The sequence below is a fragment of the Acidimicrobiales bacterium genome (genome assembly GCA_040219085.1).
Taxonomy (GTDB): Bacteria; Actinomycetota; Acidimicrobiia; order Acidimicrobiales; family JAVJTC01; genus JAVJTC01.
The window spans coordinates 1-20981 of the sequence record JAVJTC010000027.1; the positions used below are offsets into that span (position 1 = coordinate 1).

The 20981-nt window shown below is 66.0% G+C and carries 31 protein-coding genes and 1 pseudogene; 22 read left to right on the forward strand and 10 right to left on the reverse strand.

The window, feature by feature from the left end; translation table 11 throughout:
• Window positions 1-390 precede the first annotated feature (390 nt).
• The 8 genes from RIE08_10765 to RIE08_10800 all read left to right on the forward strand — a co-directional run bounded on the left by RIE08_10765 (window position 391) and on the right by RIE08_10800 (window position 4517).
• Window positions 391-705: a hypothetical protein gene (locus RIE08_10765; GenBank protein ID MEQ8718076.1), complete on the forward strand. Its 315-nt coding sequence runs from the start codon at window positions 391-393 to the stop codon at window positions 703-705.
• Window positions 706-742: 37 nt separating this feature from the next.
• The gene (locus RIE08_10770; GenBank protein ID MEQ8718077.1) at window positions 743-1132 is read left to right on the forward strand and encodes a putative toxin-antitoxin system toxin component, PIN family; all 390 of its coding nucleotides are present in this window, start codon (window positions 743-745) and stop codon (window positions 1130-1132) included.
• 199 nt (window positions 1133-1331) lie between these two features.
• Window positions 1332-1772: a MarR family transcriptional regulator gene (locus tag RIE08_10775; GenBank protein ID MEQ8718078.1), complete on the forward strand. Its 441-nt coding sequence runs from the start codon at window positions 1332-1334 to the stop codon at window positions 1770-1772.
• A 20-nt stretch (window positions 1773-1792) separates the two neighbouring features.
• Window positions 1793-2224 carry a pyridoxamine 5'-phosphate oxidase family protein gene (locus tag RIE08_10780; GenBank protein ID MEQ8718079.1) on the forward strand — a complete coding sequence of 144 codons (432 nt, stop codon included), beginning with the start codon at window positions 1793-1795 and terminating at the stop codon, window positions 2222-2224.
• Between the two features lie 664 nt (window positions 2225-2888).
• A complete protein-coding gene (locus RIE08_10785) occupies window positions 2889-3236 on the forward strand; it encodes a helix-turn-helix transcriptional regulator (protein MEQ8718080.1) in 348 nt (115 codons plus the stop codon).
• Between the two features lie 28 nt (window positions 3237-3264).
• Window positions 3265-3765: a hypothetical protein gene (locus tag RIE08_10790; GenBank protein MEQ8718081.1), complete on the forward strand. Its 501-nt coding sequence runs from the start codon at window positions 3265-3267 to the stop codon at window positions 3763-3765.
• A gap of 222 nt (window positions 3766-3987) precedes the next feature.
• Window positions 3988-4248, forward strand: a complete 261-nt coding sequence (locus RIE08_10795) for a hypothetical protein (GenBank protein MEQ8718082.1) — start codon at window positions 3988-3990, stop codon at window positions 4246-4248.
• Entirely contained in the window at window positions 4245-4517 is a 273-nt protein-coding gene (locus RIE08_10800) for a ribbon-helix-helix domain-containing protein (protein MEQ8718083.1), read from the forward strand. Before RIE08_10795 ends, RIE08_10800 begins: the two co-directional genes overlap by 4 nt.
• Window positions 4518-4712: 195 nt before the next feature.
• Here the strand turns inward: RIE08_10800 and RIE08_10805 are convergent, their stop codons facing one another.
• The gene (locus RIE08_10805; GenBank protein ID MEQ8718084.1) at window positions 4713-4997 is read right to left on the reverse strand and encodes a hypothetical protein; all 285 of its coding nucleotides are present in this window, start codon (window positions 4995-4997) and stop codon (window positions 4713-4715) included.
• A gap of 346 nt (window positions 4998-5343) precedes the next feature.
• Here RIE08_10805 and RIE08_10810 point away from each other — a divergent pair, with 346 nt between their 5' ends.
• The 3 genes from RIE08_10810 to RIE08_10820 all read left to right on the forward strand — a co-directional run bounded on the left by RIE08_10810 (window position 5344) and on the right by RIE08_10820 (window position 6658).
• Window positions 5344-5739: a hypothetical protein gene (locus RIE08_10810; protein ID MEQ8718085.1), complete on the forward strand. Its 396-nt coding sequence runs from the start codon at window positions 5344-5346 to the stop codon at window positions 5737-5739.
• Between the two features lie 147 nt (window positions 5740-5886).
• Window positions 5887-6309, forward strand: a complete 423-nt coding sequence (locus tag RIE08_10815) for a hypothetical protein (protein ID MEQ8718086.1) — start codon at window positions 5887-5889, stop codon at window positions 6307-6309.
• A gap of 4 nt (window positions 6310-6313) precedes the next feature.
• Window positions 6314-6658 carry a hypothetical protein gene (locus RIE08_10820; protein MEQ8718087.1) on the forward strand — a complete coding sequence of 115 codons (345 nt, stop codon included), beginning with the start codon at window positions 6314-6316 and terminating at the stop codon, window positions 6656-6658.
• Window positions 6659-6988: 330 nt separating this feature from the next.
• Here the strand turns inward: RIE08_10820 and RIE08_10825 are convergent, their stop codons facing one another.
• Together RIE08_10825 and RIE08_10830 are read right to left on the reverse strand one after the other, a co-directional pair.
• Complete coding sequence (locus RIE08_10825; protein ID MEQ8718088.1) at window positions 6989-7189, reverse strand: hypothetical protein; 201 nt, start codon at window positions 7187-7189, stop codon at window positions 6989-6991.
• A complete protein-coding gene (locus RIE08_10830) occupies window positions 7186-7464 on the reverse strand; it encodes a hypothetical protein (GenBank protein MEQ8718089.1) in 279 nt (92 codons plus the stop codon). The genes RIE08_10825 and RIE08_10830 overlap by 4 nt, the downstream gene beginning before the upstream one ends.
• A 165-nt stretch (window positions 7465-7629) precedes the next feature.
• Between RIE08_10830 and RIE08_10835 the strand changes: the two genes are divergently transcribed.
• From RIE08_10835 to RIE08_10845, 3 genes are all read left to right on the forward strand, one after another.
• Window positions 7630-8301 carry a TetR/AcrR family transcriptional regulator gene (locus tag RIE08_10835; protein MEQ8718090.1) on the forward strand — a complete coding sequence of 224 codons (672 nt, stop codon included), beginning with the start codon at window positions 7630-7632 and terminating at the stop codon, window positions 8299-8301.
• 141 nt (window positions 8302-8442) lie between these two features.
• Window positions 8443-9141 (forward strand): DUF4386 family protein, encoded by a 699-nt coding sequence (locus RIE08_10840; protein MEQ8718091.1) that lies wholly within the window; start codon window positions 8443-8445, stop codon window positions 9139-9141.
• A gap of 118 nt (window positions 9142-9259) precedes the next feature.
• Entirely contained in the window at window positions 9260-9769 is a 510-nt protein-coding gene (locus RIE08_10845; GenBank protein MEQ8718092.1) for a VOC family protein, read from the forward strand.
• Window positions 9770-9989: 220 nt separating this feature from the next.
• Here RIE08_10845 and RIE08_10850 read toward each other — a convergent pair whose 3' ends face one another.
• From RIE08_10850 to RIE08_10875, 6 genes and pseudogenes are all read right to left on the reverse strand, one after another.
• On the reverse strand, window positions 9990-10310 hold the full coding sequence (locus RIE08_10850; protein ID MEQ8718093.1) for a type II toxin-antitoxin system PemK/MazF family toxin: 321 nt from the start codon (window positions 10308-10310) through the stop codon (window positions 9990-9992).
• Window positions 10304-10558, reverse strand: coding sequence for a hypothetical protein (locus RIE08_10855; protein MEQ8718094.1), 255 nt, complete (start codon window positions 10556-10558; stop codon window positions 10304-10306). The genes RIE08_10850 and RIE08_10855 overlap by 7 nt, the downstream gene beginning before the upstream one ends.
• A gap of 143 nt (window positions 10559-10701) precedes the next feature.
• Entirely contained in the window at window positions 10702-11958 is a 1257-nt protein-coding gene (locus RIE08_10860) for a sigma-70 family RNA polymerase sigma factor (protein ID MEQ8718095.1), read from the reverse strand.
• Window positions 11959-11992: 34 nt separating this feature from the next.
• Window positions 11993-12337 (reverse strand): YciI family protein, encoded by a 345-nt coding sequence (locus RIE08_10865; protein MEQ8718096.1) that lies wholly within the window; start codon window positions 12335-12337, stop codon window positions 11993-11995.
• A 120-nt stretch (window positions 12338-12457) separates the two neighbouring features.
• A complete protein-coding gene (locus RIE08_10870; GenBank protein MEQ8718097.1) occupies window positions 12458-13207 on the reverse strand; it encodes a WYL domain-containing protein in 750 nt (249 codons plus the stop codon).
• 39 nt (window positions 13208-13246) lie between these two features.
• A pseudogene (locus tag RIE08_10875) lies at window positions 13247-13342 on the reverse strand (helix-turn-helix domain-containing protein).
• Window positions 13343-13516: 174 nt separating this feature from the next.
• Here RIE08_10875 and RIE08_10880 point away from each other — a divergent pair.
• From RIE08_10880 to RIE08_10915, 8 genes are all read left to right on the forward strand, one after another.
• Window positions 13517-14509 carry an alpha/beta hydrolase gene (locus RIE08_10880; GenBank protein ID MEQ8718098.1) on the forward strand — a complete coding sequence of 331 codons (993 nt, stop codon included), beginning with the start codon at window positions 13517-13519 and terminating at the stop codon, window positions 14507-14509.
• Window positions 14510-14950: 441 nt separating this feature from the next.
• Window positions 14951-15193: a type II toxin-antitoxin system VapB family antitoxin gene (locus tag RIE08_10885; protein ID MEQ8718099.1), complete on the forward strand. Its 243-nt coding sequence runs from the start codon at window positions 14951-14953 to the stop codon at window positions 15191-15193.
• Window positions 15190-15576: a type II toxin-antitoxin system VapC family toxin gene (locus tag RIE08_10890; protein ID MEQ8718100.1), complete on the forward strand. Its 387-nt coding sequence runs from the start codon at window positions 15190-15192 to the stop codon at window positions 15574-15576. Before RIE08_10885 ends, RIE08_10890 begins: the two co-directional genes overlap by 4 nt.
• A gap of 215 nt (window positions 15577-15791) precedes the next feature.
• Complete coding sequence (locus RIE08_10895; GenBank protein ID MEQ8718101.1) at window positions 15792-16280, forward strand: hypothetical protein; 489 nt, start codon at window positions 15792-15794, stop codon at window positions 16278-16280.
• 42 nt (window positions 16281-16322) lie between these two features.
• Window positions 16323-17498: a sensor histidine kinase gene (locus RIE08_10900; protein ID MEQ8718102.1), complete on the forward strand. Its 1176-nt coding sequence runs from the start codon at window positions 16323-16325 to the stop codon at window positions 17496-17498.
• Window positions 17495-18145: a response regulator transcription factor gene (locus RIE08_10905; protein ID MEQ8718103.1), complete on the forward strand. Its 651-nt coding sequence runs from the start codon at window positions 17495-17497 to the stop codon at window positions 18143-18145. Before RIE08_10900 ends, RIE08_10905 begins: the two co-directional genes overlap by 4 nt.
• A gap of 53 nt (window positions 18146-18198) precedes the next feature.
• Entirely contained in the window at window positions 18199-18825 is a 627-nt protein-coding gene (locus tag RIE08_10910) for a hypothetical protein (protein ID MEQ8718104.1), read from the forward strand.
• A 94-nt stretch (window positions 18826-18919) separates the two neighbouring features.
• Complete coding sequence (locus tag RIE08_10915; GenBank protein ID MEQ8718105.1) at window positions 18920-19900, forward strand: nitronate monooxygenase; 981 nt, start codon at window positions 18920-18922, stop codon at window positions 19898-19900.
• 39 nt (window positions 19901-19939) lie between these two features.
• On the opposite strand, the gene RIE08_10920 is transcribed toward RIE08_10915, so the two are convergent.
• Window positions 19940-20593: a hypothetical protein gene (locus tag RIE08_10920; GenBank protein MEQ8718106.1), complete on the reverse strand. Its 654-nt coding sequence runs from the start codon at window positions 20591-20593 to the stop codon at window positions 19940-19942.
• Window positions 20594-20981: the final 388 nt, after the last annotated feature.

Here is a 20981-nt window from a genome sequence, read left to right on the forward strand (position 1 = left end):
CTCCACAGGGGCTCTCCAGGATCGACGGCGTAGGAACCACCGATTCTGTTGAGCCCCTGTCCCGCGCACAGGGACCCTCACCCCCTCAAGCGCTCACCCCCGCGAGAATCCGAAGCGCCCTGAAAGTCGTTGCGGCTGAGCATCGACCGCACGGTTGTGAGCGCCTCGGGCGTTACTCGATACACGGGCCCGGAGGTCAGCCATGGAAGTTCGCCTCGAATGTGGACCAGTGGGGCGCTCACAGTGAGCACGGTACACACCCATATCAGTGACGTGTCGCTAGGGTCCGACCGCTCGGGAATGGCACATCGGATCGGTGCTCCAACGCGAGAATGTGCAGTCGATCTCGGCTGATTGCGGAGGACCTTGTTGTCAGGCTATCCTGACAGCATGGGTGTGATCGTCACCGATGAGCTGCCAGCTGACCCGCTGGACGCGCTGCGGGCGCTGGCGCGCACCGAAGCCGAGCTCGACGAGCTGCGCCGCAAGCAGGTCGCGGCGGCGCGGGCTGCGGGGGCGACCTGGGAGCAGGTCGGTGAGGCGCTCGGGATGAGTCGCCAGTCGGCGTGGGAGTACTACGCAGCCCGCACCAGAGCTGAACTCGCAGCGAACGCTGCCGCCAACACCGAGTTGTCCGAAGACGACGCCATGGACCTCGCAGTCGAAGAGGTTCGCGCCGTGCGGCGTCGCCGACGCGCCGGCTGAACCGGCCTCGCATGCGGGTTGTTCTGGATGCCAACATCTGGGTGTCGGCTGCGATCCGAACGGGCCTGGCGTATCGGATCGTGCAGTCCTGGCTCTCGGGATCCGCAAGCTTCGAGGTCGTCTCTGCCCGGCCCTGATCGCCGAGGTCGAAGAGGTCCTCACCCAGCGGTCGAGGATGCGCAAGTGGATCGCCCTCGACGTCGCCGAACACTTCGTCGAGACGCTCCGGGTTCTGGCCGACGTTGTGCCGGACCCGGCCGAGGTCGAGGCGACCACTCGTGACGTCGACGACGACTACCTCGTCGCCCTCGCTCGCGAGCACGGCGCCGACTACATCGTGACCGGCGACAAGGATCTGCTCGAGTGGCCCGACCAGCGCCCGCCGGTGCTTTCGCCGGCTGCGTTCGCCGAGCTGGTGGAGGAGTGAGGGGTGTCGCTCTGCAAGTGGTTTCCCAATGGCAGCCAGCGGCAAGGAGCGGCAGCGGCAAGGAGCGGCAGCGAGCGGCAAGTAGCGCTTCGGAACGTGTCAAGGGGGATGAGACAACTTCTTACGCGGATTGCTTGGACCTGCAGGTGGCGACCATAATCGTGTTGTATTCGTGAGTACACACGCTTATGCTGGTGCGATGAACTCTAGTGAGTGGAGCGGGCCCGAGCTGGTCTTGGCAGTAGTTGGTGCGGCCAAAGGCCTTGAGCGCATCGTTGACGGGAACCTCTCCGCGATCAAGGGGATCACCCTGGCTGAGTTCCGGCTCCTGTCAGCTATCGCCGAAGCCCCGGCCAAGCGGGCAAGCCGCGCGGACATTGCTCGAGCCGTTGGGCTCTCTCCATCGGCGGTCACTCGGGCTCTGCGACCGCTGGAGCGCCTAGGTATTACCAAGACCGTGAAGAACGAACGTGACGCCCGGCTCGCGCTCGCAACACTGACGCCCCAAGGCGAAGAGCTTCTATCCGACGCAATCGGCGTTCTCGAGGACGTCCTGCCATCGATTCTCGAACGAGCCCCATCAGTCGCCGGTGGCAAGGACGAGTTCCGGACGATGCTGAACGAACTCGCCCAACTCTGACAAGACCCGGAAGGATCACCATGAAGGTCGAAGACATTGAACGCATCGCCCGAGATCTCTCGGTTCGTACCTACCTGGCAACTACGAACGCGGAGATGGAGCCGCACGTTGTGCCGGTCCACCCAGCATGGGAAGGATCAACCGTTTGGATCATGACCTCGCGCTCCTCGGTCAAGGCCCGCAACGTCGAACAGAATCCGACCGTTGCGATGCACTGGGAAACCAACGAAGCCGGCGATGGGCTCCTCGTGTGGGGCGAGGCCGTCATTCACGGCGACTCATCGACGAAGCAACGACTCTGGACAGGCGTCTTCGACTACGACCTCGATCAGTTCGCCCCCGATGGCGTCAACAACCCCGACGCGATCTTCCTCGGAATCGAACCAAATAGGGCCATCCACGCGCTCGCCTACGGCGCCGGTGGGGTGCAGCGCTGGCAGCCGCACCCTTGACAAAGCCTGACCCAGGTTGACGCTCACAACAACCGCAGCTGCGAGCCACAACATGTCCGATATCGCTCAAGCGAATGCAAGAAGTCAGCCACTCCCGATCGGCACTTCTGCGTCACCTCTGCCGCCGATGTCCTTGATGGCGCATATTCTCCTCGGTGGTGACGAGTGCACCGCGGATTGGAACCGGAGCAGGGGAGGGGTGTCGCGTGCTAATGGTTTGCTAATGGCATCCAGCGTCCTGGAGCGGTAGGGAGCGGATTCGGGGGTTGCCAGATGCCGCAGGGACGCTGGTTACCGCGGGACGACGCCAGATGCCGCCTTGGGGAGGTGAGTTCAAGTCCCCCTCCGACACGTTGTGCAGGGCCCAGAGCGCCTCCGATGCGAACGACTGGGGAGATCACACGGCTGAGCTTGATGTGCCGGCCGACTCGCCGACGGGTAGTATAGCATGAACGCTATGTCTTGGGGTGAGGTCGAACTCGAGCCCGAGGTCCGTGACTGGTACCTCGCCCTTGATGATGACGATCAAGGTCGCGTCGACTTCCACGCCGATCGGCTGGCAAACGAGGGACAAGACCCGGCGGCAGGAACGACGAGAGGTCGATCGAGCCCGCCGAGCGATGGAGCGATGCATCGCGGAGCGACACACCGCGGAGGACGAGTGATGAGTGAGCTGACGAGCTGGAACGACATCAAGAAGAAGCGTTCTCCGGCGGGCCAGGCTGCCCATGAGGACGAGGCGCGGATCAGCGAGTTCCGGGAGTTGGTGTATCGGCTGAGGACCGAGGCCGGGCTGACTCAGGCGGAACTGGCCGGGCGGATGGGGACGACCCAGTCCGCGATCGCTCGGATGGAGGGCGGCGGCACACGGCCGAGCCTTGAGACGTTGGAGAAGCTGGCGGTGGCTGTCGGTCAGGAGTTGGTGGTCGGAGTGGGGGAGCACCTCAGCGAGAACCGGTCGATCGCCAAGTTGGTGCGCGAGGGCCACGCCGTGGTCCGCCGCGCCGGCTGACGACCCCCCGCCCGGCAGGCTTGCGCTCGTGTTCACGATTCATGCGACGAAGAAGCTGCTCGATCGGGTGAAGCAGCCCGTGGGGGAGCCGGTCGAGGAGCCGGGCACGGCGCTCGGCAACTGGTATGCGACCGCGCTGTTCTGGAAGCCGCAGGTTGCGCTGTTCGTGAACGAGCGGACGTTGTTGCCAGTGTTCGTTCCACTTGCGCCGGCGACGAAGGTCGCCGGTCGCTTGCCCGATCAGCTGGGGCGGTTGCTCGATGCGATGGAGGTGCCGCTCGAGTTCATCCTGCGGGAGACCGCAGCCATGGAGTCAGCAAGCTACGCAAAGACGGCGAACCGCAGCGTCGTTGGTTCGATGAACGACTTCGTGTTCCTCGCCGAGCACTACCTCGCAGGCGGATTCCCCCTCGACCTGATGGCTCTGTCGCTGCGGATGGCGGGTACACCGTGCGGGCCACTTCGCAAGGGGCATGGCTTCCCCGACCTGGAGGTCAAGGCACTCGTCGCCGCGACGATGGACTCCTGATCCCGAACGGCGCGACCTGTGTCGTTTGTCATCACCGTGTCATCAGAATCCCCGGAAACGGCCCCGAATCGACGGGATCGGCCGGAACGACCTACAACCCGACACCCTGTCTGAGCTGGGAAGACAGAGAATCGCCAGCAAGAGTCGGAATCCCAGATGAGGGGTTCAAGTCCCCCCTCCGACACTTCCCACGCCCATCAATTCGTATTACGATAACCGGGTGTGCGGTTCCACCGATCAGCGTTCAAGCACGGCTACGAGGAGGAGACCATCCTTCACGCGGTCGAGCACGCGGTCGTCGTCGTCGATCTGGAGCCCGACGCCGACCCGCCGAAGGTCCTCGCCGTCGGCCCGGACCCGGCCGGCAACCTACTCGAGGTCATCTGGCTCGATCTCGTGGATGCCGAGTTGGTGATCCACGCCATGGAACTGCGCCCGAAGTTCTACGACCTGCTCCCCACCGGAGGAGACCCGACACGATGACCACGCACAAGACCAAGACCGGACGGACCCTCACCGACGCCGACATCGACGCGCTGGCCCAGGAAGTCGAGACAACCGACTACGACGTCGAAGAGCTCAAGACCCGCCGCCGCGGCCGCCCGACCATGGGCTCGGGCCCGGCGGATGTCGTGCCGGTGCGGATCGATCCCGAGCTCAAGGCTGCCATCGAAGCCCGCGCCGAGGCCGACCACACCACCACCAGCGAGGTCATCCGCGAAGCCCTCCGTAAGTTCCTCGAGGTCGCCTGACCGGCTACGTCGGGGGTGTCGCTCTGCAATGGTCTGCTACTGGCCACCTATTGCCGTTCGCTGCCAGTTCGGGGAGGTAAGTTCAAGTCCCCCCTCCGACACCACAACACCGCAGGTCAGGAACATGATCGACGGTCGTGTAGGGCGGAATGAGCGCGGCAGCAGGGCCCTCGTCCCACGAAGTCACTGCACGACTCAATCGGGCGAGGTCAGATCCTCTGCCCGGTCATAGGCATCGAACTTGGTTCGGTCCGCATCCAACTCGTTTCGGTCCGCCTCCTCGAGGAACTCACTGACGCCAGTGCCGGAGGAAATGGCTCGCGGCCCCCTCTTGATGTTCCACCATGCGATCGCCAGGCTGCCGGACACCACTGCCCAGCCCGCGATCAACCAGAGCCAGATCCACCATGGTCCGCCTCCCGCGAAGAAGAGGAATATGAAGAGCTGGTAGCCGAACAGGGTCGTGGCGATCAGCGCCATGACCCACCCCGGGAAGTATCGGGGGCCCCGTTGAGTCCACGTGGTCTTCGGAGGCGGCGGCGGGAGTTCGTTCGTCACAAGACGCCAACAGTAGTCGCCGATTGCCGGATGAAAGATCGCCTCCAATGGTCTGGCGGCCTCGACCACGACCCACGAGATCAGAGCGATCGAAAGGTCCCTCTGGAACGCGCCGACTGGAAGCCCTCGCCGCCTTCCGCGCTGTCCCGGAGGTGTGCAGATCTCGCAACGATGCGCCTACCTTCCGCGGGGGTGCGGTGGACCAGGGAGCGGCGTTCGGTTCGGCGCACTCGGAGGCGCGTTCTCCGTCGACTGGCATGAACGGGTTGTGGGCGAGAGTTGGTGGAAAGGGGAGTGCCCCACCCGTGCAGGTCTGGAGCGACTCGGGGCCGACCGGCTCGATGTGCTCGTCGCCCACGACGCGCCAGCCGGCGTTCCCCTGCTCGGCCTCCGGCTGCCGGCTGCTGACGAGATTCGTGCCAACGAGGTCAGGGAGTTCGTCGCCGAAGCGGTGCGAGCCACCGAACCCAAGCTGGTCCTGCACGGCCACTGGCACATGCGGTCCAGCCACGAGCTGACGTGGCCGGTGTCCCGAGGCGAAGACCTGGCATGGAGGTCGGCGATGGTCGAGGGTCTCGCCGCCGATGTGCCAGGCGGACAGGCGGCCTGGGGGATCCTCGAGCTGGCGCCGCTCCGCTTCCTCGACGTGCGGAAACTTGGATGAAACCCACCATCGGAACGGGCGACCGATGCAGGGTCTCGTACGCGCCGCCGGATGGTCGGCCGGGACGGTTCCCTCTTCCCGTTGACTTCTGAAGTAGTTCAGATATCTTGCAGTATGCGTGTTGTCGAGCGTCCCTTCTCTGAGTTCTTGCGTCAGCCCAACGACGTCGTGGCCGAACTGGCCGAACACGACGTGGTGCTGCGGCGCCGGAACGCGCCCGCCCTCCGGCTGAGCCAAGCTGACCGAGACGACGAGCGCTCCGAGGCGTTCGAGGCCCTGGCCCGCCTGCTGCGGAACCTCGCCGTGCGCAATCCCGCAGCATTCGATGCCGCTGTCGACGACGCGTTCGCCTGGTCGACGTTCCTACCCAAGGCCGACCGCAAGCTCTTCGTCGAGGAGCTGACCCGCACCCTCGTCGGCGCAGCCGACGTCGACAACTACGCACCGGTCGCACAGCTGCTTCGTGAGTGGAAAGGCACCGCCGAGATCCACGCCGACCCGGCCCTTGCCCGCAGGCTGCGCAAGCCGATCGAAGCCGCTGGGGACCAGGTCACCGTTCCCGCCGGTTGAGCAGATGCCCAAGCGCAAGGAACGCGTTGCGCCGCCGCCCACTGCCGGTGGGTGGGACTTCCGCTACGCCAACAACGACGCCGTGAAGGGCTGGGAACAGATCTGCGCCACCGCAGCCGCCAACGCCAGAACAGCGTGGGAGCGCATCACCACCGACCCTCGCCAGCGCGACAGCCGCCAGCACCCGCTGAAGGGCTCGCTCGGCCAGCGCAGTGTCAACGGCGTCGAGATGGAGCAGTGGCAGTACGAGGTCACCGCCGGCGGGCGCCTCTGGTACTGCATCGACGACAAGGCCAAGACGATCTGGCTCACCGACGCCCACGTCGGCCACCCCAAGGCAACCGAGTGATGCGCCGACCCCGCGCACGTGTCGGAGGGGGAGCGAAGGGTGTGTCGCTTGTCATCACCGTGTCATCAGAATCTTCGGGAACGGCCCAGAATCGACCCGAAACATCGGAATCCGGCACGCCCAAATACCCACGCTGACCAGGGAAGACACTACCTATCGACAGGCATCCCAATGGCCCGGGAGCAGTTCAAGTCCCCCCTCCGACACCGCACGCAGAGTGAGACTCTGTTCCGCTCCCTGCCGTCGGTTGCCTATGGCTCCCGCGTCGAGGCCACCCGAGCGTGGTGTCTCGGCGGTGAACTCCCCCGGCTGAGTTGCAGGGGATGGGCCTCAGTGGTCGGCGTGGGCTCTGCGCCGGTGCAGTGACAGCGGGCCGAGGGCTGTGGCCATCCACATTGCGAGCGGCCAGGCGACGTCGCCGGTGTCGATGATCACGGCGGCCCAGACGATCGATGCGGCGACGAAGCCGATCTGCCAACGGCAGCGACGGGTGAACCGGCGTCGCGTGTCCCCGGTCGTGCCGGCGGTCAAGGCCGCACCCTGATGACGGGCTTTCCGGTGACGGTGGCGCCGAGCGCCTTGGCCAGCTGAACCGTGAACGACCCGACACCCCCGGAGGCGCCGATGACGAGCACGTACTGGCCCGTTTCGAGCCGGCCGACCTTCGTCAGGGCCTGGAGGGCGGTGATCCCTGAGATGGTGGAGACGGCGGCTTCTTCGAAGTCGATCGCGTCGGGCTTGTGGGCCCGCTTGGCCTCCTTCGCGACGCCCTGCCCGGCGAAGGCGCGTTGGGCGACGGCGCGCATCGTTCTGGGATCGGCGGCGGGCGATGGTGTGGTGGCTCGCCTCGTTGGCCTGCGATCGGTCGAGGCGTGCATGTCGTCCTCCGAATGTCGTACTTAGTACCGAGCTGTTGTGTACAGTACTCGTACTTAGTACTGTCGGCAACCGAAGATGCGGAAGGAGAAGCGATGACAGCGTCTGATACCCAGGAGAAGCCCCAGTCGAAGAGGCCGCGGCTGAGCGTCGATCGGGTGCTCGACGGCGCGGTCGCGCTCGCCGACGAGATCGGTGTCGACGCGTTCACGATCCGCAAGCTCGCCGACGCCCTCGACACCAAGCCGATGACGATCTATCACCACCTCGACAGCAAGGACGCCATCGTCGATGGGATGGTGGATCGGGTCTTCGCCGCGATCGAGCGGCCGCCGGCCGAGCTGGGTTGGAAGGACGCGATGCGCAAACGCTGCGTGTCGGCCCGGGAAGTGCTGAGCCGGCACTGGTGGGCTGCGCCGCTGATGGAATCCCGCACCAACCCCGGCCCCGAGACGCTCGGCCACCACGACGCCGTGCTCGGTTGCCTGCGGCGCGGCGGACTGTCGCTGGAGATGGCCGCGCACGCCTACGTCCTGCTCGACAGCTACGTGTACGGGTTCGCCCTCCAGGAGGCGAACCTGCCCGCCACCGGTGGCGCGGAGATGGCCGACCTCGCCGGCCGCATCCTCGGGCCGCTGTCCGCCGAGACCTACCCCTACCTCACCGAGTTCACCACCGGCCATGTCCTCCAGCCCGGCTACGACTTCAGCGCCGAGTTCGAGTTCGGGCTCGACCTCATCCTCGACGCACTCGAACGGATGACCTGAGACTGGTCGGTGAGGTCCGCGACTCCGCCCATCTGCACGGTGTGATCAACCAGCTCACGTCGCTGGCCATCGAGATCGTCACTATCACGCCCGCCGGCCCCGACTCCCCATGACCGCCCAATCCCAAGCAAGGAAGACACCATGACCACCAAGACCAGCGTCCACGTTCCGGCCTCACGGTCGACATCTCGAGCGGGCGCGATCGGCGGCCTCGTCGCCGCGGCGACGTTCGTGTTCGGCATCGCCCTGTTCGTGAGCAGTCTGAGCGATTACACCGATTCCGACGCGACGCCGGCGGAGTCCGTCGACTTCCTGGTGGGACACCAGACCGTCTTGTTCGTCTGGTACCTCGTCATCTTTGTGGTCTTCGGTGTGGCGATCATCCCGCTCGCACGAGCGCTCCGCAGCCGATTGGGCGACGTCAGCCCCCAGCTTGCCGACATCGGCGCCGTGTTCGCCTACATCTGGGCCGGCCTCATGTTCGCCACCGGCATGATCTCCAACATCGGCATCTCCGCCGTCGCCGATCTCGACGAAACCGACTCAGGAGCCGCCGAGAACCTCTGGTCGGCCATCGACACCGTCACCGAGGGCCTCGGCGGCGGCAACGAACTGGTGGGCGGCCTCTGGATCCTGCTCGTCAGCCTCGCCGCATGGGGCACCGGGCGCCTGCCGAAGGGACTCAACGTCCTCGGCATCGTCAGCGCCCTTGCGGGACTCGTCACGCTCATCCCCGGGCTCAGTGACGTCGGCATGGTCTTCGGGCTCGGCTCGATCGCCTGGTTCGCCTGGACCGGCATCGTGTTGTTCCGCACCGACACCGTCGATGTGGCCCGATGACAAACCCCCTACCGGCCCGAGGCCTCTGAACGAGACGGCCAGGGAGGAGCGGGTTGGGACCGGGAGCCATCGTCCTGTGCGACCCTTCGGATCAGAGCACTCGACAAGGAGGATCTCCATGCTGACCGTCGGCATCGACCATGTCGCCACGATCACCAACGACGGCGACCGGTTCATCGACTTCTACACCGAGGTACTCGACGCCGTGGTCGAAGCTGACGGACCGGAGTATCCGGGCGGTCCGCGGATGATCATCCTCAAGCTGGGCCCCACCACCGAGCTGAACGTCTTCGAGGTCGAGGGGAACTCGCAGGCCGACCACCAGCGCCCCATGTTCGGGCGTGGTCGGCTCGACCACATCGGGTTCCGCGCCGCGGACCTCGAGCGGTTCGGGGAGATCCGAAGGCGGCTGATGGCCAAGGGGGCCACCGATGGGGTGGTGACCGAGTTCGGGCGGAAGATCAGCCTGTTCTTCCGCGACCCCGACCTTCTCGAGTGCGAGGTTCTGTCTGTCAATCCCGATGCTGACCCCGCCGCGCTGCGGTTCGGGACTGCGTCCGACCGGTTCCCCGAACGTGTCGAGATCGCCCCGGAGTTCGTGCCACTCGACGTGCAAATGCTTCGCTAATGGCAGCCAGCGGTAAGGAGCGGCAACGAACGGCAAGTAGCGTTTCAGCCGATCACCCACTCGGGAATCGCGCTCCGGAACGCTCCGGCGGGCGAGCGATATCCGGCGAAGTCGAGTGCTGTTGGTCGACTTGAAGGTGCTCGGTAGTTACGCGTTGCCCGAGGAAGCCGTTCGACCAGACGTGGTTCTCACTGTGGGTGAGCAGCGCCCGGCCTCGGAGCTAGCAGTCGATGGCGGCGCGGACTGCGGCGCATGCTTCGGTGAGTCGGGCTGGCTGTAGCGCGCAGATCTGGTCGACGAGGTAGGCCTTGGGTACGACTCGGAGATTGTCGAAGCTCGCAACGCAGTCGGTTGGCATGCCGTCGTCCACGCCAAGTCGTAGCTCGGTGGGAATTCCTCTGATGGTGCGGGTGACAGGCGCCGCGAGAACAGCGTTGAGCACAGGAATCGCAGCCGAGCGGGTCATGATCAGGAACGGGCGCCGACCGGCGTCTTCGAGTTCGCCCCACCAGATCTGCCCTCGGTCGGGGGTCGTCACCATGGCTCGTCGAGGATTGCTTCACGAAGCGACGCAAGTGCGGCGCGGTCTTCGGCTTCAGTCGGTGGTTGCCGGGTGTAGCCGTCGACGATGGCTCGGTCCGTCCTGCGTTGCTGTTCGAGTCTCATGATCGCTTCGATGCCGGCTCGGACCGCGGCTGCTCGGCTTTTGTAGGCTCCACTCTCGACGAGGTCATCGAGGTCGGAGAGGAGCGGTTCGGGGAGTCGAACGGCGATCTGTGCGGTAGCCATTCGAGAAGCATACCGAAACGGGATACATATCGGTATGCATCCGGGCCACGAGGGCCGAGCGCCGCGTCGTGGCTGGTCAGGGGTATTGCTGAGCCGCGGAGGAGCCCGTCGCAGCGGGTTGCGACACGGACCGACCGTCCCGTTCAGATCCCTCCATCGGCCAGTTCGTCCCGTCGTCGCCGAAGGAACGATCGTTCCGATTCGTTTGTGCTGCACCCGATTGCGACGTCGAGTGCTTCTTCGGCCTCGTCGAGGCGATCGAGACGGGCCAGGACGCTGGATCGGGCGGTGTGAAAGTACACGTACCCGCTGACGTCACCGGTGAGGTCATCGGCCTGTTCAATCGCGTCGAGAGCGGCGAGCGCTGCGCCTGGCCCGCGCACGTGGTCGACGGCGATGGCCCGGTTCAACGCGATCAGCGCGCTGGGCTGACGCTGCAGGAGCACGTCGTACAGGCGCAGAACCGCCCGCCAGTCGGTCGCCTCGAAGCTGGGAGCGGTGGCATGCAGGGCGGCGATCGCCGCCTGGAACTGAAACGCTCCGCCTCGCCCGAAGGAGTGCGCTCTCGCCAGTTCCGCGAGACCGCGAGCGATCATCGGTTGGTCCCAGAGGGACCGATCCTGGTCGGCGAGGAGGATCGGGCTGCCGTGGCGATCGAGACGGCTGGATCGTCGGGCGTCGGTCAGCAGCAGGAGCGCGTGGAGTCCCGCGACCTCGGGATCGTTCGGGGCGAGCCTGCTCAGGAGCTGAGCGAGCCAGATCGCCTCTTCGCAGAGGTCTCCGCGGATGAGTGCCGTGTCGGTCGCGCTGGCGTGGCCCTCGGTGAAGACCGACGAGATCACCTCGCAGACGGCGCCGATGCGCTCGGTGAGCGTGTCCAGCGTGGGTGGTTCGAAGGGAATTCGTGCGGCCCGGATCTTCGACTTGGCGCGTGTGATGCGGCGCGTCATCGTCTCCTCGGACACCAGAAACGCCCGGGCGATCTGTGGCGTGGAGAGCCCCGCGACGATCCGCAGTGTCAACGCGACCTGCGCCTCCGGGGCGAGGGCAGGGTGGCAACAGCCGAGCAGGAGCGCGAGTTGGTCATCGAGCGCCTGCGAACCGTCGACGTCGGGTGACCCGGTGTCGTCGGAGTGAACCGTCGTGCGGTCGCCGGCCAGTACCGGGAGACGGTCTTCGAATCGCTTCAGTCTGCGGATCTGATCGATGGCCTTGCGTCGGCCCGTCGTGACCAACCATGCACCTGGCCGGTCGGGGATCCCGTCGGTCGGCCATCTCGTCGATGCCTCGAGGAACGCGTCCTGAGCCGCATCTTCGGCGATGGTCAGGTCGCCGACGTCTCGCATGAGGGTGGCCACCAGCAGCGGCCACTCCGCACGAAAGACGTCGGCGACACCCATCGGATTCCTCAACAACCTGTCGCGGCTCTGCTCGTCAGCCGTCGAACTCCATGACCGGGCGGACCTCGACGGTCCCGAAGTGGGCGTTCGGGATCTTGGCTGCCCAATCGAGCGCCTCGTCGAGGTTGGCGACATCGATCACGTAGTAGCCGCCGATGACCTCCTTCGACTCGATGAACGGACCGTCGGTCACGATGCGCCTGCCATCGCGTACCTGAACGGTGCTCGCGGTGTCGGCATCCTGCAGTGCTTCGCCGGCGACGAGGGCCCCCGCCTCGGCGAGTGCCTGGCTGTAGGCGGCCCATTCGCCCATGTAGGGGCCGAATGCTTCGCTGTCAGGGGTTGGTTCATCGGCAGGGTTGCTTGCAAGGAGGAGCATGTACTTCACGGTCTGACGTCCCTTGGTTCGGTGGTCGATTCTGATTGTCACAGACACGACGAACGGCGAACCAGAATCCGGACAGAATGCACGGTCGTGGCTCCCCGGAGCTGGGGCTCGTCAGCCGTTCGCCGAGCAGTTGTCTGCCAGCTGTCTGATCGTGTCGGCCAGTTCGACCGGTTCGAGCACTTCGACGGGCGCAGTGAGCGCGATGCGTGCGACGGTCATGGCGAGCCGGCCGAGGTCCTCGCTACGGATCCCGATCACACACGACGCTGCCTCTGACCGGATTGGTGTGTGGTCTATCCACCGGAGCACGTCAAGGAGTTCGGCGAGCGGTGCGCTGATGGCGAGCGTTGCTTCTTGGAGACGCAGCGCCGGTCCGATCGAGGCGGCGACGAAGCTCGCCGCGTCGCCACCGGGGATCACGCGGGGGGTGAATCGCTTGCCCGCCGGCCGGGGACCGCTGAGTCGGTCGAGTCGAAACGTTCGCCAGTCGTTGCGGCGGAGGTCCCATGCAACGAGGTACCAACGCCGGCCTGCGGTCACGAGTTGGTGCGGCTCGACGAGTCGTCGGCTGTCATCGCCATCTCTTCGTCGGTAGTCGAAGCGGACCTCCTCGCTGTCACGACACGCTGCGGCGAGAACGCTGAGCGCTTCGGGGTCGATGACGGCGTCGTCGGTGGTCCGAGGCACCGACGTCACGGTCGAACTCAGCGCCGACAATCGTCGGCGAAGCCGATCCGGCAGCAGCGATTCGATCTTGGTCAGGGATCGCAGTGACGTGTCCTCCATGCCGCTGATCGCGGCTCCTGCGGCGTAGCGCAGGCCGACGGCCACGGCGACGGCCTCGTCATCATCGAGCAACAACGGAGGTAGGTGCGCGCCTGCCGCCAGGCGATACCCACCGTCGGTCCCCGGCGTGGCATCGACCGGGTAGCCGAGATCGCGCAGCCGATCGACGTCGCGGCGAATCGTCCGCTCGGTGACCTCGAGACGCTCAGCGAGCTCAGCACCCCGCTACACGCGATGCGTCTGCAGCAGCGAGAGCAGCTGCAGCGCCCGACGGGTGGGATCGTTCGACATCTTCCAAGTCTGTCATTAATTCAGGACCGAATCTGTCCGCAATGGTTCCTACGTTGATCTGCAGCTACTCCCGAAGAGATGCAGAGGAATGCCGTGTCAGAACGAATCGATTTCCCCGCACCCACCATGATCGCGGTCAACGGGGTGGAACTCGAGGTCTTCGAAGCAGGCCGTGAACACGCCGGAAAGCCGATCGTGTTGTGTCACGGTTGGCCCGAACTCGCCTACTCGTGGCGCCATCAGATTCCGGCCCTTGCCGCAGCTGGCCACCACGTCATCGCGCCCAATCAGCGCGGCTACGGCAACTCGTCACGACCAGCCGACGTCGCCGCCTACGGCCTCGAACATCTGACGGGTGATCTCGTCGCCCTGCTCGATCACTTCGGGTACGACGACGCAGTCTTCGTCGGACATGACTGGGGTGCGAACGTCGTGTGGGGGCTCGCCCAGCTGCACCCGAGCCGCGTCAGCAGGGTGGTCAACCTGAGCCTGCCCTACCAGGAACGGGGAGACCAGCCCTGGATCGAGTTCATGGAAGCCGTCTTCGGTGACGACTTCTACTTCGTTCACTTCAATCGCCACCCCGGTGTCGCCGACGCCGTGCTCGACGAGAACGCGGAGCGATTCCTGAGGAACCTCTATCGCAAGAATGTGCCGATCGCCGAGCCTGAGCCCGGGATGATGATGATCGACCTCGCCCTTGCGGAAGTACCGCTGGGAGACCCGGTGATGAGCGACGACGAGCTGGCCGTGTTCGTCTCCGCCTTCGAGGCCGCCGGGTTCACGGGCGGCGTCAACTGGTATCGGAACATGGACAGGAACTGGCATCTCCTGGCCGACGTCGATCCGGTCGTTCATCAGCCGGCACTGATGATCTACGGCGACCAGGATTCGATTCCGAGGTCGGGGAACCTGGCGGACTTCGTACCGAACGTCGACATCGTCGGCCTCGACTGCGGTCACTGGATCCAGCAGGAGATGCCAGAGGAGACAACCGAAGCGATCCTGAGCTGGCTGAAGCGCCAGGACGTCAAGCCGGTAGTCGAACCTGTCGTGTCGGCCTCAGCGGTCGACGGTGACCAGTAGCGTGGTCTTGTTGGGCCCGCCGCGCCCTGACGGCCTGAACTTCCGCCGGTATCGCCGGTGAATGGGCGGCCTGGTAGTCGACCTGGGCACTCCCCGGCTGGGGCCTCGGAATCGCCGTCCACGGAATCGTCCTGGTCCGCAACCAGACCAAGGATGAGGTCGCAGTGAGATAGCCCGATGAGCGCCATTCCGGTGACCGGCATCGAAGCCCCCACCACGACCTGCAGCGACCGCCACTCCCTCCACCGTCCCCCAGTTGCCGACGAACGGGGTCGCAGGTGACCGGCGGTCGCGATGTGTGCCGCTACGGCGCCGAGCTCATGCGCGCCTGGAGTCCACCGGCTCCTTCAGCGAGAAGGTTTGCAGAACCTGCTGAGATGCCGATGCCGGGCATCCCCACTCCGTTGACACCTATCTTCCATACTAGATAGATTGGTAGATATGGCGTTGAGCATCAAGAGTGAGCGAGCAGACCGGCTGGCGCGTGATCTCGCTGAGCTGACAGGGGAGTCGATCACCGACGCGGTGGTTGCGTCTCTCGAAGCTCGACTCGAGGTGGAGCGTCGTCGTCGTCGGGCTCTGGGGCTTGGCGACATCGTGGAGCGTTTCGGCCGGTTGCCGCTGCTCGACGGACGAGACCCTGACGACGTCATCGGCTACGACGAGCACGGATTGCCGGTGTGATCGTCGTCGACACGTCGGCGATTGTCGCCGTGCTGTTCGACGAGGATGGCGGTAGAGAGTTCGAGCATCTGCTTCTCGCAGAACACTGTGTGATGTCCGCCGCGGCCCGGGTGGAGCTCGGAATAGTGATCGAAGCCAAGACGGGTTCAGCCGGGACGCAGCTACTGGAGGAGTTGCTCGGGCGCATAGCGATCGAAATAGTGCCAGTCGATGCCGAGTTCGCTGAGGAAGCAATCGTGGCCTGGCGTCGCTTCGGGAAGGGGCGCCATCAGGCCGGTCTGAACTTCGGTGACACGTTCTCGTATGCCCTTGCAAGGCGGCTGGGTCAGCCGCTCCTGTTCGTCGGTGACGACTTCTCGCACACTGACGTCACCGTGCCCTGATCGAGTGGACCCGAAAGGGCTCGCCAACGAGCGATAGCAAGCCGGCGACTCTGGTTCTCGCCGAGACCCCGTTCCTCGGCTCGCTGCTGGCCATTGTCGCCGAGAGGGTCGACGCGCCGATCGGTTGAGCCGAGAAGCAACCACCTGGTCGATGTGGCCGGCGATGGTGTTCTTCATGCTGGGAGACGTCAACCCGTCACCACCTGGAGCATCCCATGACCACTCTCAAGCGCCTGCTGCCCGTCGCCCTCGGACTGTTTCTCGTCGCTTCGGGAATCGCGAAGTTCGCCACCGGCCACGTCTTCCAGTACATCGAGTACCGGTCGGGTATCGACCTCTTCTACCCGTTCATCAACAACCTGACCGGCATCGCCGAGATCGTGGCGGGCGCGGCGATCCTTTACCGCCCCATCCGCCTCGCTGGCAGCCTGCTTGCATCGGCGCTGATGATCGGAGCCATCGGCTTTCACCTCTCACCGTGGCTGGGCGTGTCGATCCCGACCGGGCTTGCCGATGGCGCCGCGACGCCCTGGGATGCCAGCGACTTCGCCACGAGCACGACATCGGTCTCCTTCTTCTTGGCGATCGTGACCGGACTCGGTTCGCTCGCCACCGCACGTAGGGCACACCGGGCGCGCAACAACCCGGAAGCCACGAACGATGCGCCGGCCACGTCGGCCGATGCCGACCTGGTCCGGGCCTGAGCCGCAGTCGGCCGGGAACTAGCGTTGAAGGAGATGAGCGAAATGGCCACCTCGAATAGCGCCCACAGCACCCGATCGCCCTTCGCTCGGTCTGGTGCGGTATGGGTCGGAGTCGGCGTTGCGGCGTGGGCCGTGTCGCTGGCGCTCACCACCGAGTCACCGCTCACCGATGCGCCGACGGTGTGGTGGACCGTGCTGGCAGTCGTGGTACTGGTCTCGATGACGGTGTCAGTGGTCGAGCCGTTCCGAACCCTCTCGGACCTCAGCGCTGCAGCCGCCGTTGCGGTGACGCTCGGGGGATGGGCTGCACTGATGTTCCACGACGACCGCTGGTCGGTTCTCACGTTCGCCCTGTACGCACTGTGCTTTGCGAAGGGTCGGACGCTCGGCGTGGTCCTTGCAGCGGTCGTCAGCGGGATCTGGCTGGTCTCATGGATCGATGCCGATCAGCCGAGTTGGACACTGCTGTTTCCGTTCGCGGCGTTCGCCGTCGGAGCGATCATGTCGGTCACGATCCATCGGGTCGGCGACGAGAACGCAGCCCAGGCGGCGCTGATCGCGCAGTTGGAGGCGACGCGTGAGGACCTCGCCGCATCTGAGCGGGAACGGGGGACGCTCGAAGAGCGGGCCCGCTTCGCCGGCGAGATCCACGACACGCTGGCACAGGGCTTCACCTCGATCGTTCTGTTGAGCCGAGCCACCCGACGGAGCCGGGACTGGCAGACGGGACTGGAGACCATCGAGTCCACGGCGGAGGAGAACCTCCAGTCGGCCCGCCGACTCGTTGCCGCCATGGGACCGGCCGAGCTCGAGAACGGCTCGCTGGTCGAGGCGATGCAACGCCAGCTCGCGACACTGGACGACGAGGTCGACGCCACCTTTACGGTTTCGGGCACACCGGTCGCCATCGACAGCGATGTCGAAGTGGCCCTTCTGCGGGCAGCACAGGAAGCCGTTCTCAACGTCCACAAACACGCCCGTGCCCGAGCGGTGCACATTACCCTCAGCTACTTCGGCGACTCCGTCGCACTCGACGTCCAGGACGATGGAGTCGGCTTCAGCGGAGCAGCACCCGTCGACCGCGGATCGCTGACCGGGGGGCAGGGCCTCGAAGCACTCGAGCAGCGAGCCCGGACGCTCGGCGGGAACCTCGACATCGAACCCGGAGTGGCCGGCGGTACGACGATCTCGGTGCAGCTCCCGGTGACCAGGCGATGACGATCACCCTCGTGGTGGCCGACGACCACCCGATCGTGCGAGGCGGCATCGTCTCGCTGCTCGCGGCGGAAAGCGACATGGAGATCGTGGCCGAGGCCGGAAACGGACTCGAGGCCGTCGCGGCTGCCCTGCACCACCGCCCGTCGGCGATCCTCATGGACCTGCGCATGCCCGAGCTCGACGGCGTCGCAGCGATCGAGGAGATCCGCTCGCAATGGCCTGACGCAGCGATCGTGGTGCTCACCACCTACGACACCGATGAAGCCATCGTCCGGGCGATTGAGGCCGGCGCCACCGGGTATCTCCTGAAGGACGCACCATCGGAGGACCTGGTCGATGCCGTACGTCGAGCCGCGGCGGGTGAGACCGTCCTGGCTCCGCCGGTGGCGAAACGTCTGGTCGACCGGGTGCGGGACCCCATGGCCGCAGCACTGTCGGTACGGGAGATAGAGGTGCTCCGCGAGGTGGCCTCCGGAAATACCAATGCGCAGATCGCGGGGCGACTCCACATCAGTCAGGCCACGGTCAAGACCCATCTCATTCACATCTACGACAAGCTCGGTGTCACCGACCGGGCGGCGGCCGTTGCGGCCGCCTACGACTCCGGAATCCTCACCTCCGAGTCGAGCCGGGGATCGGATTCCTAGCGGCGCCGTTGCTGGCCGGGGCCGCCGAGCGCCGCGACCGTAGGCTCGAGGCTGTGCGGACGAAGACGGCGGAGCTGTGGGCGGAACAGGACAAACACCCCGGCGATCACCATCGCCTGTTCGGGGCGGTGGCGGAGGCGGTCGACGCCGAGACGGTCCTGTACCCGGGCTCGTGGTGCGATGTGGCGGCTTCGTTCGTGTGGCCCTCGGTGACCTACGTGGACAAAGACCGGCGAGCCGTTCGGTTCTTCGACGACCCCGGCGGGGTACGCGAGATCATCGCCGCAGTCGCCGGAGCACCTGCCGACCCCGAAGTCGGGTTCATCCGCGCCGACTACACAGAGCCGCTGCCACTCGCCGCCGACGGCTTCGACCTGCTCGTCTCGCTGTATGCGGGTCCCGTGTCGCGCCACTGCACGAGCTACCTGCGTGTCGGGGGAGCGCTGTTGGCCAACCCCAGCCATGGTGATGTGGCGTTGGCGTCGATCGATCCCCGCCTGGAGCTATCGGGGGTCGTCACACCTCGAGGCGGTGGGTACCGGGCAACGACTGCCGATCTCGAGCAGTACCTCGTGCCGAAGAAGCCCGTTGAGATCACCGCGGAACTGATCGAACGCACCGGCCGAGGCGTCGCCTATACGAATCAGGCGTTCGCCTATCTCTTCCGCCGCGTGCGCTGACAGCACGCTTCGTCGTGGGGCAGGTTCGCCATGGCGAAGCCGCACGACGGGTGGGCGCCGGTGGGCGGTGAACCGCGTGAGTAGATTTGGCCCGATGGCAGTTCGGACCGAAATCTGCGACCTGTTGGACGTCGAGCACCCTGTCGGGAACGCGGGCATGGCAGGTGTCGCGAACGCACGACTGTGCGCGGCGGTGGCCGCGGTCGGCGGCATCGGCTCGGTCGCGATGGGTGGCGCGTCGACGGCCGAGGTGAGCGAGCGGGTTGCTGCGGTGAAGGCGTTGACCGATCGGCCCTTCAGCGCCAACTTCATCGCCTGGCTCATCGAGGACGACCCGTCGCCGCTGGACGCCGCGCTCGAGGCCGGCGTTGCGTCGATAACGCTTTCGTTCGGGGACCCCGCGCCCTACGTCGAGCGCATTCGTGGGGCCGGATCGCTCCTGTTGAACCAGGTGCAGACGGTGGAGGCGGCCCGCCGGGCGGTCGAGGTCGGGGTCGACGTGATCATCGCGCAGGGCAGCGACGCCGGTGGTCACACCGGGGCGATCCCGCTGTTGCCGTTCCTTCCCCAGGTGGTCGATGTCGCCGGTCACATCCCCGTGCTCGCCGCGGGCGGCATCGGCGACGGACGTGGGCTTGCGGCCGTTCTGATGCTCGGCGCGCAGGGTGCGCTGATGGGTACGCGCTTCATCGTGTCGGACGAGGCCGAGAGCGACTGGCCGCGGCTACCCGACCAGGTACTGGCCGCCTCGGCCGACGACTCCGTCTGGACGACGGCGATCGACATAGCGCAGGGTCGCGGGCGGTCGAACTGGCCCGCTGGGATCGGCGCCCGTTCCCTGCGTACGCAGTGGCTCGATCGATGGGTCGGACGAGAAGAGGAGCTTGCGGGCCTTCTCGCCGCCGACAGCGACGCGGACCATGCCGGGGGCAACGACCCCACTCCAGCGTATGCAGGGCCCATCGCAGGCATGGTCGACCGATCCGAACCGGCAGGGCGCATCGTCACATCGGTCATCGCGGAGGCTGCGCAGGTTCTCGAGTCCGGCCGGGGCCTGCTATCCGGTCGGGGCTGAGTGCCAAGCCTGGAGCGCGTGCAAGGGTGGCTCGGACGTCTACGGGGTGACGTACGGCTCGAGTGCAGCGGTGACCGCCGGGTCGTCGAATTCCAACATGAAGACGTTGAAGTAGCCCGCCTGACCCTCTTCGATCGACGTGACGAGCCCGGTCGGGCAGTCGCCGCTCGACGCCTCGAGGGGTAGTGAACCGACGGGTTCTCCAGTGGCCGTCTCGAAGATCTCGAGATCGTAGGTGACGTCGACGAGGTCCAGCGTGAAGACGGTGCCGTCTTCGCGTGTGAAGTCGCACGTTCCCCCGTTCGGAGTCCGCTCGGTGAGGGTCCCGCAGGCCACGAGTTCGGCGAGTTCGACGTCGGAGCTTCCGACCGTCCAGTCGCGTGGGACGCCGATCCCCGGGTCGATCAGGACGCCGTCCTCGTTCTCGACCAGCACAGCAATGGGGTGTGGGCCCGGTGTGGTCGGGTCGTAGACGGGAAGGTCGCCGAAACCTTCGCCGGTGTCGCACACCCGTCCGAGGGCACGGACCGAGGTGAGCTCGTCGTCGGGCGTCTCGGTGGGTTCGGGCGCAGGCGTCGTCGGCGTTTCGGTGGGCGGTTCGGCGACCGTGTCGTTCCCCTCGCCGCCACCCCCGCACGATGTGAGAAAAGCGGTCAACAGGCAGATGGCAACCAGGGACAGGGGTCTCTTCACCGCGGGAGACTACCAGTGGCCGTCGTGGCGCCGACCGCTCGTGGCTCCCAGAACGGCGTGCCGCCGAGCTGGGTGACGCTCGACCGTTGGAGTGAGACGTGCGCTCCGACGACATCACCCACCACCTGGATGACTTCGAGGTCAGCGGTCAGGTCCGAGACGCGTCCGATAGCTCGATGTGCTCGACTCTCGACACTGTCGGGCCGTCCGCACCGGGTCTGCCAAAGGTGGTCGGCGTGTGGCTCGGTGAGCACCGAAGGCGGGAGATGCGCACAGCGGGGAGTAGAGCGTGCGATCGAGTCGTCGGAAGGCGTCGGAGGCGCTGCCAGCGACCAGCAGAGCAGGTAGCGGGGGATGGCGTGACCTGCCGTCCCATGACGCGGTCGTT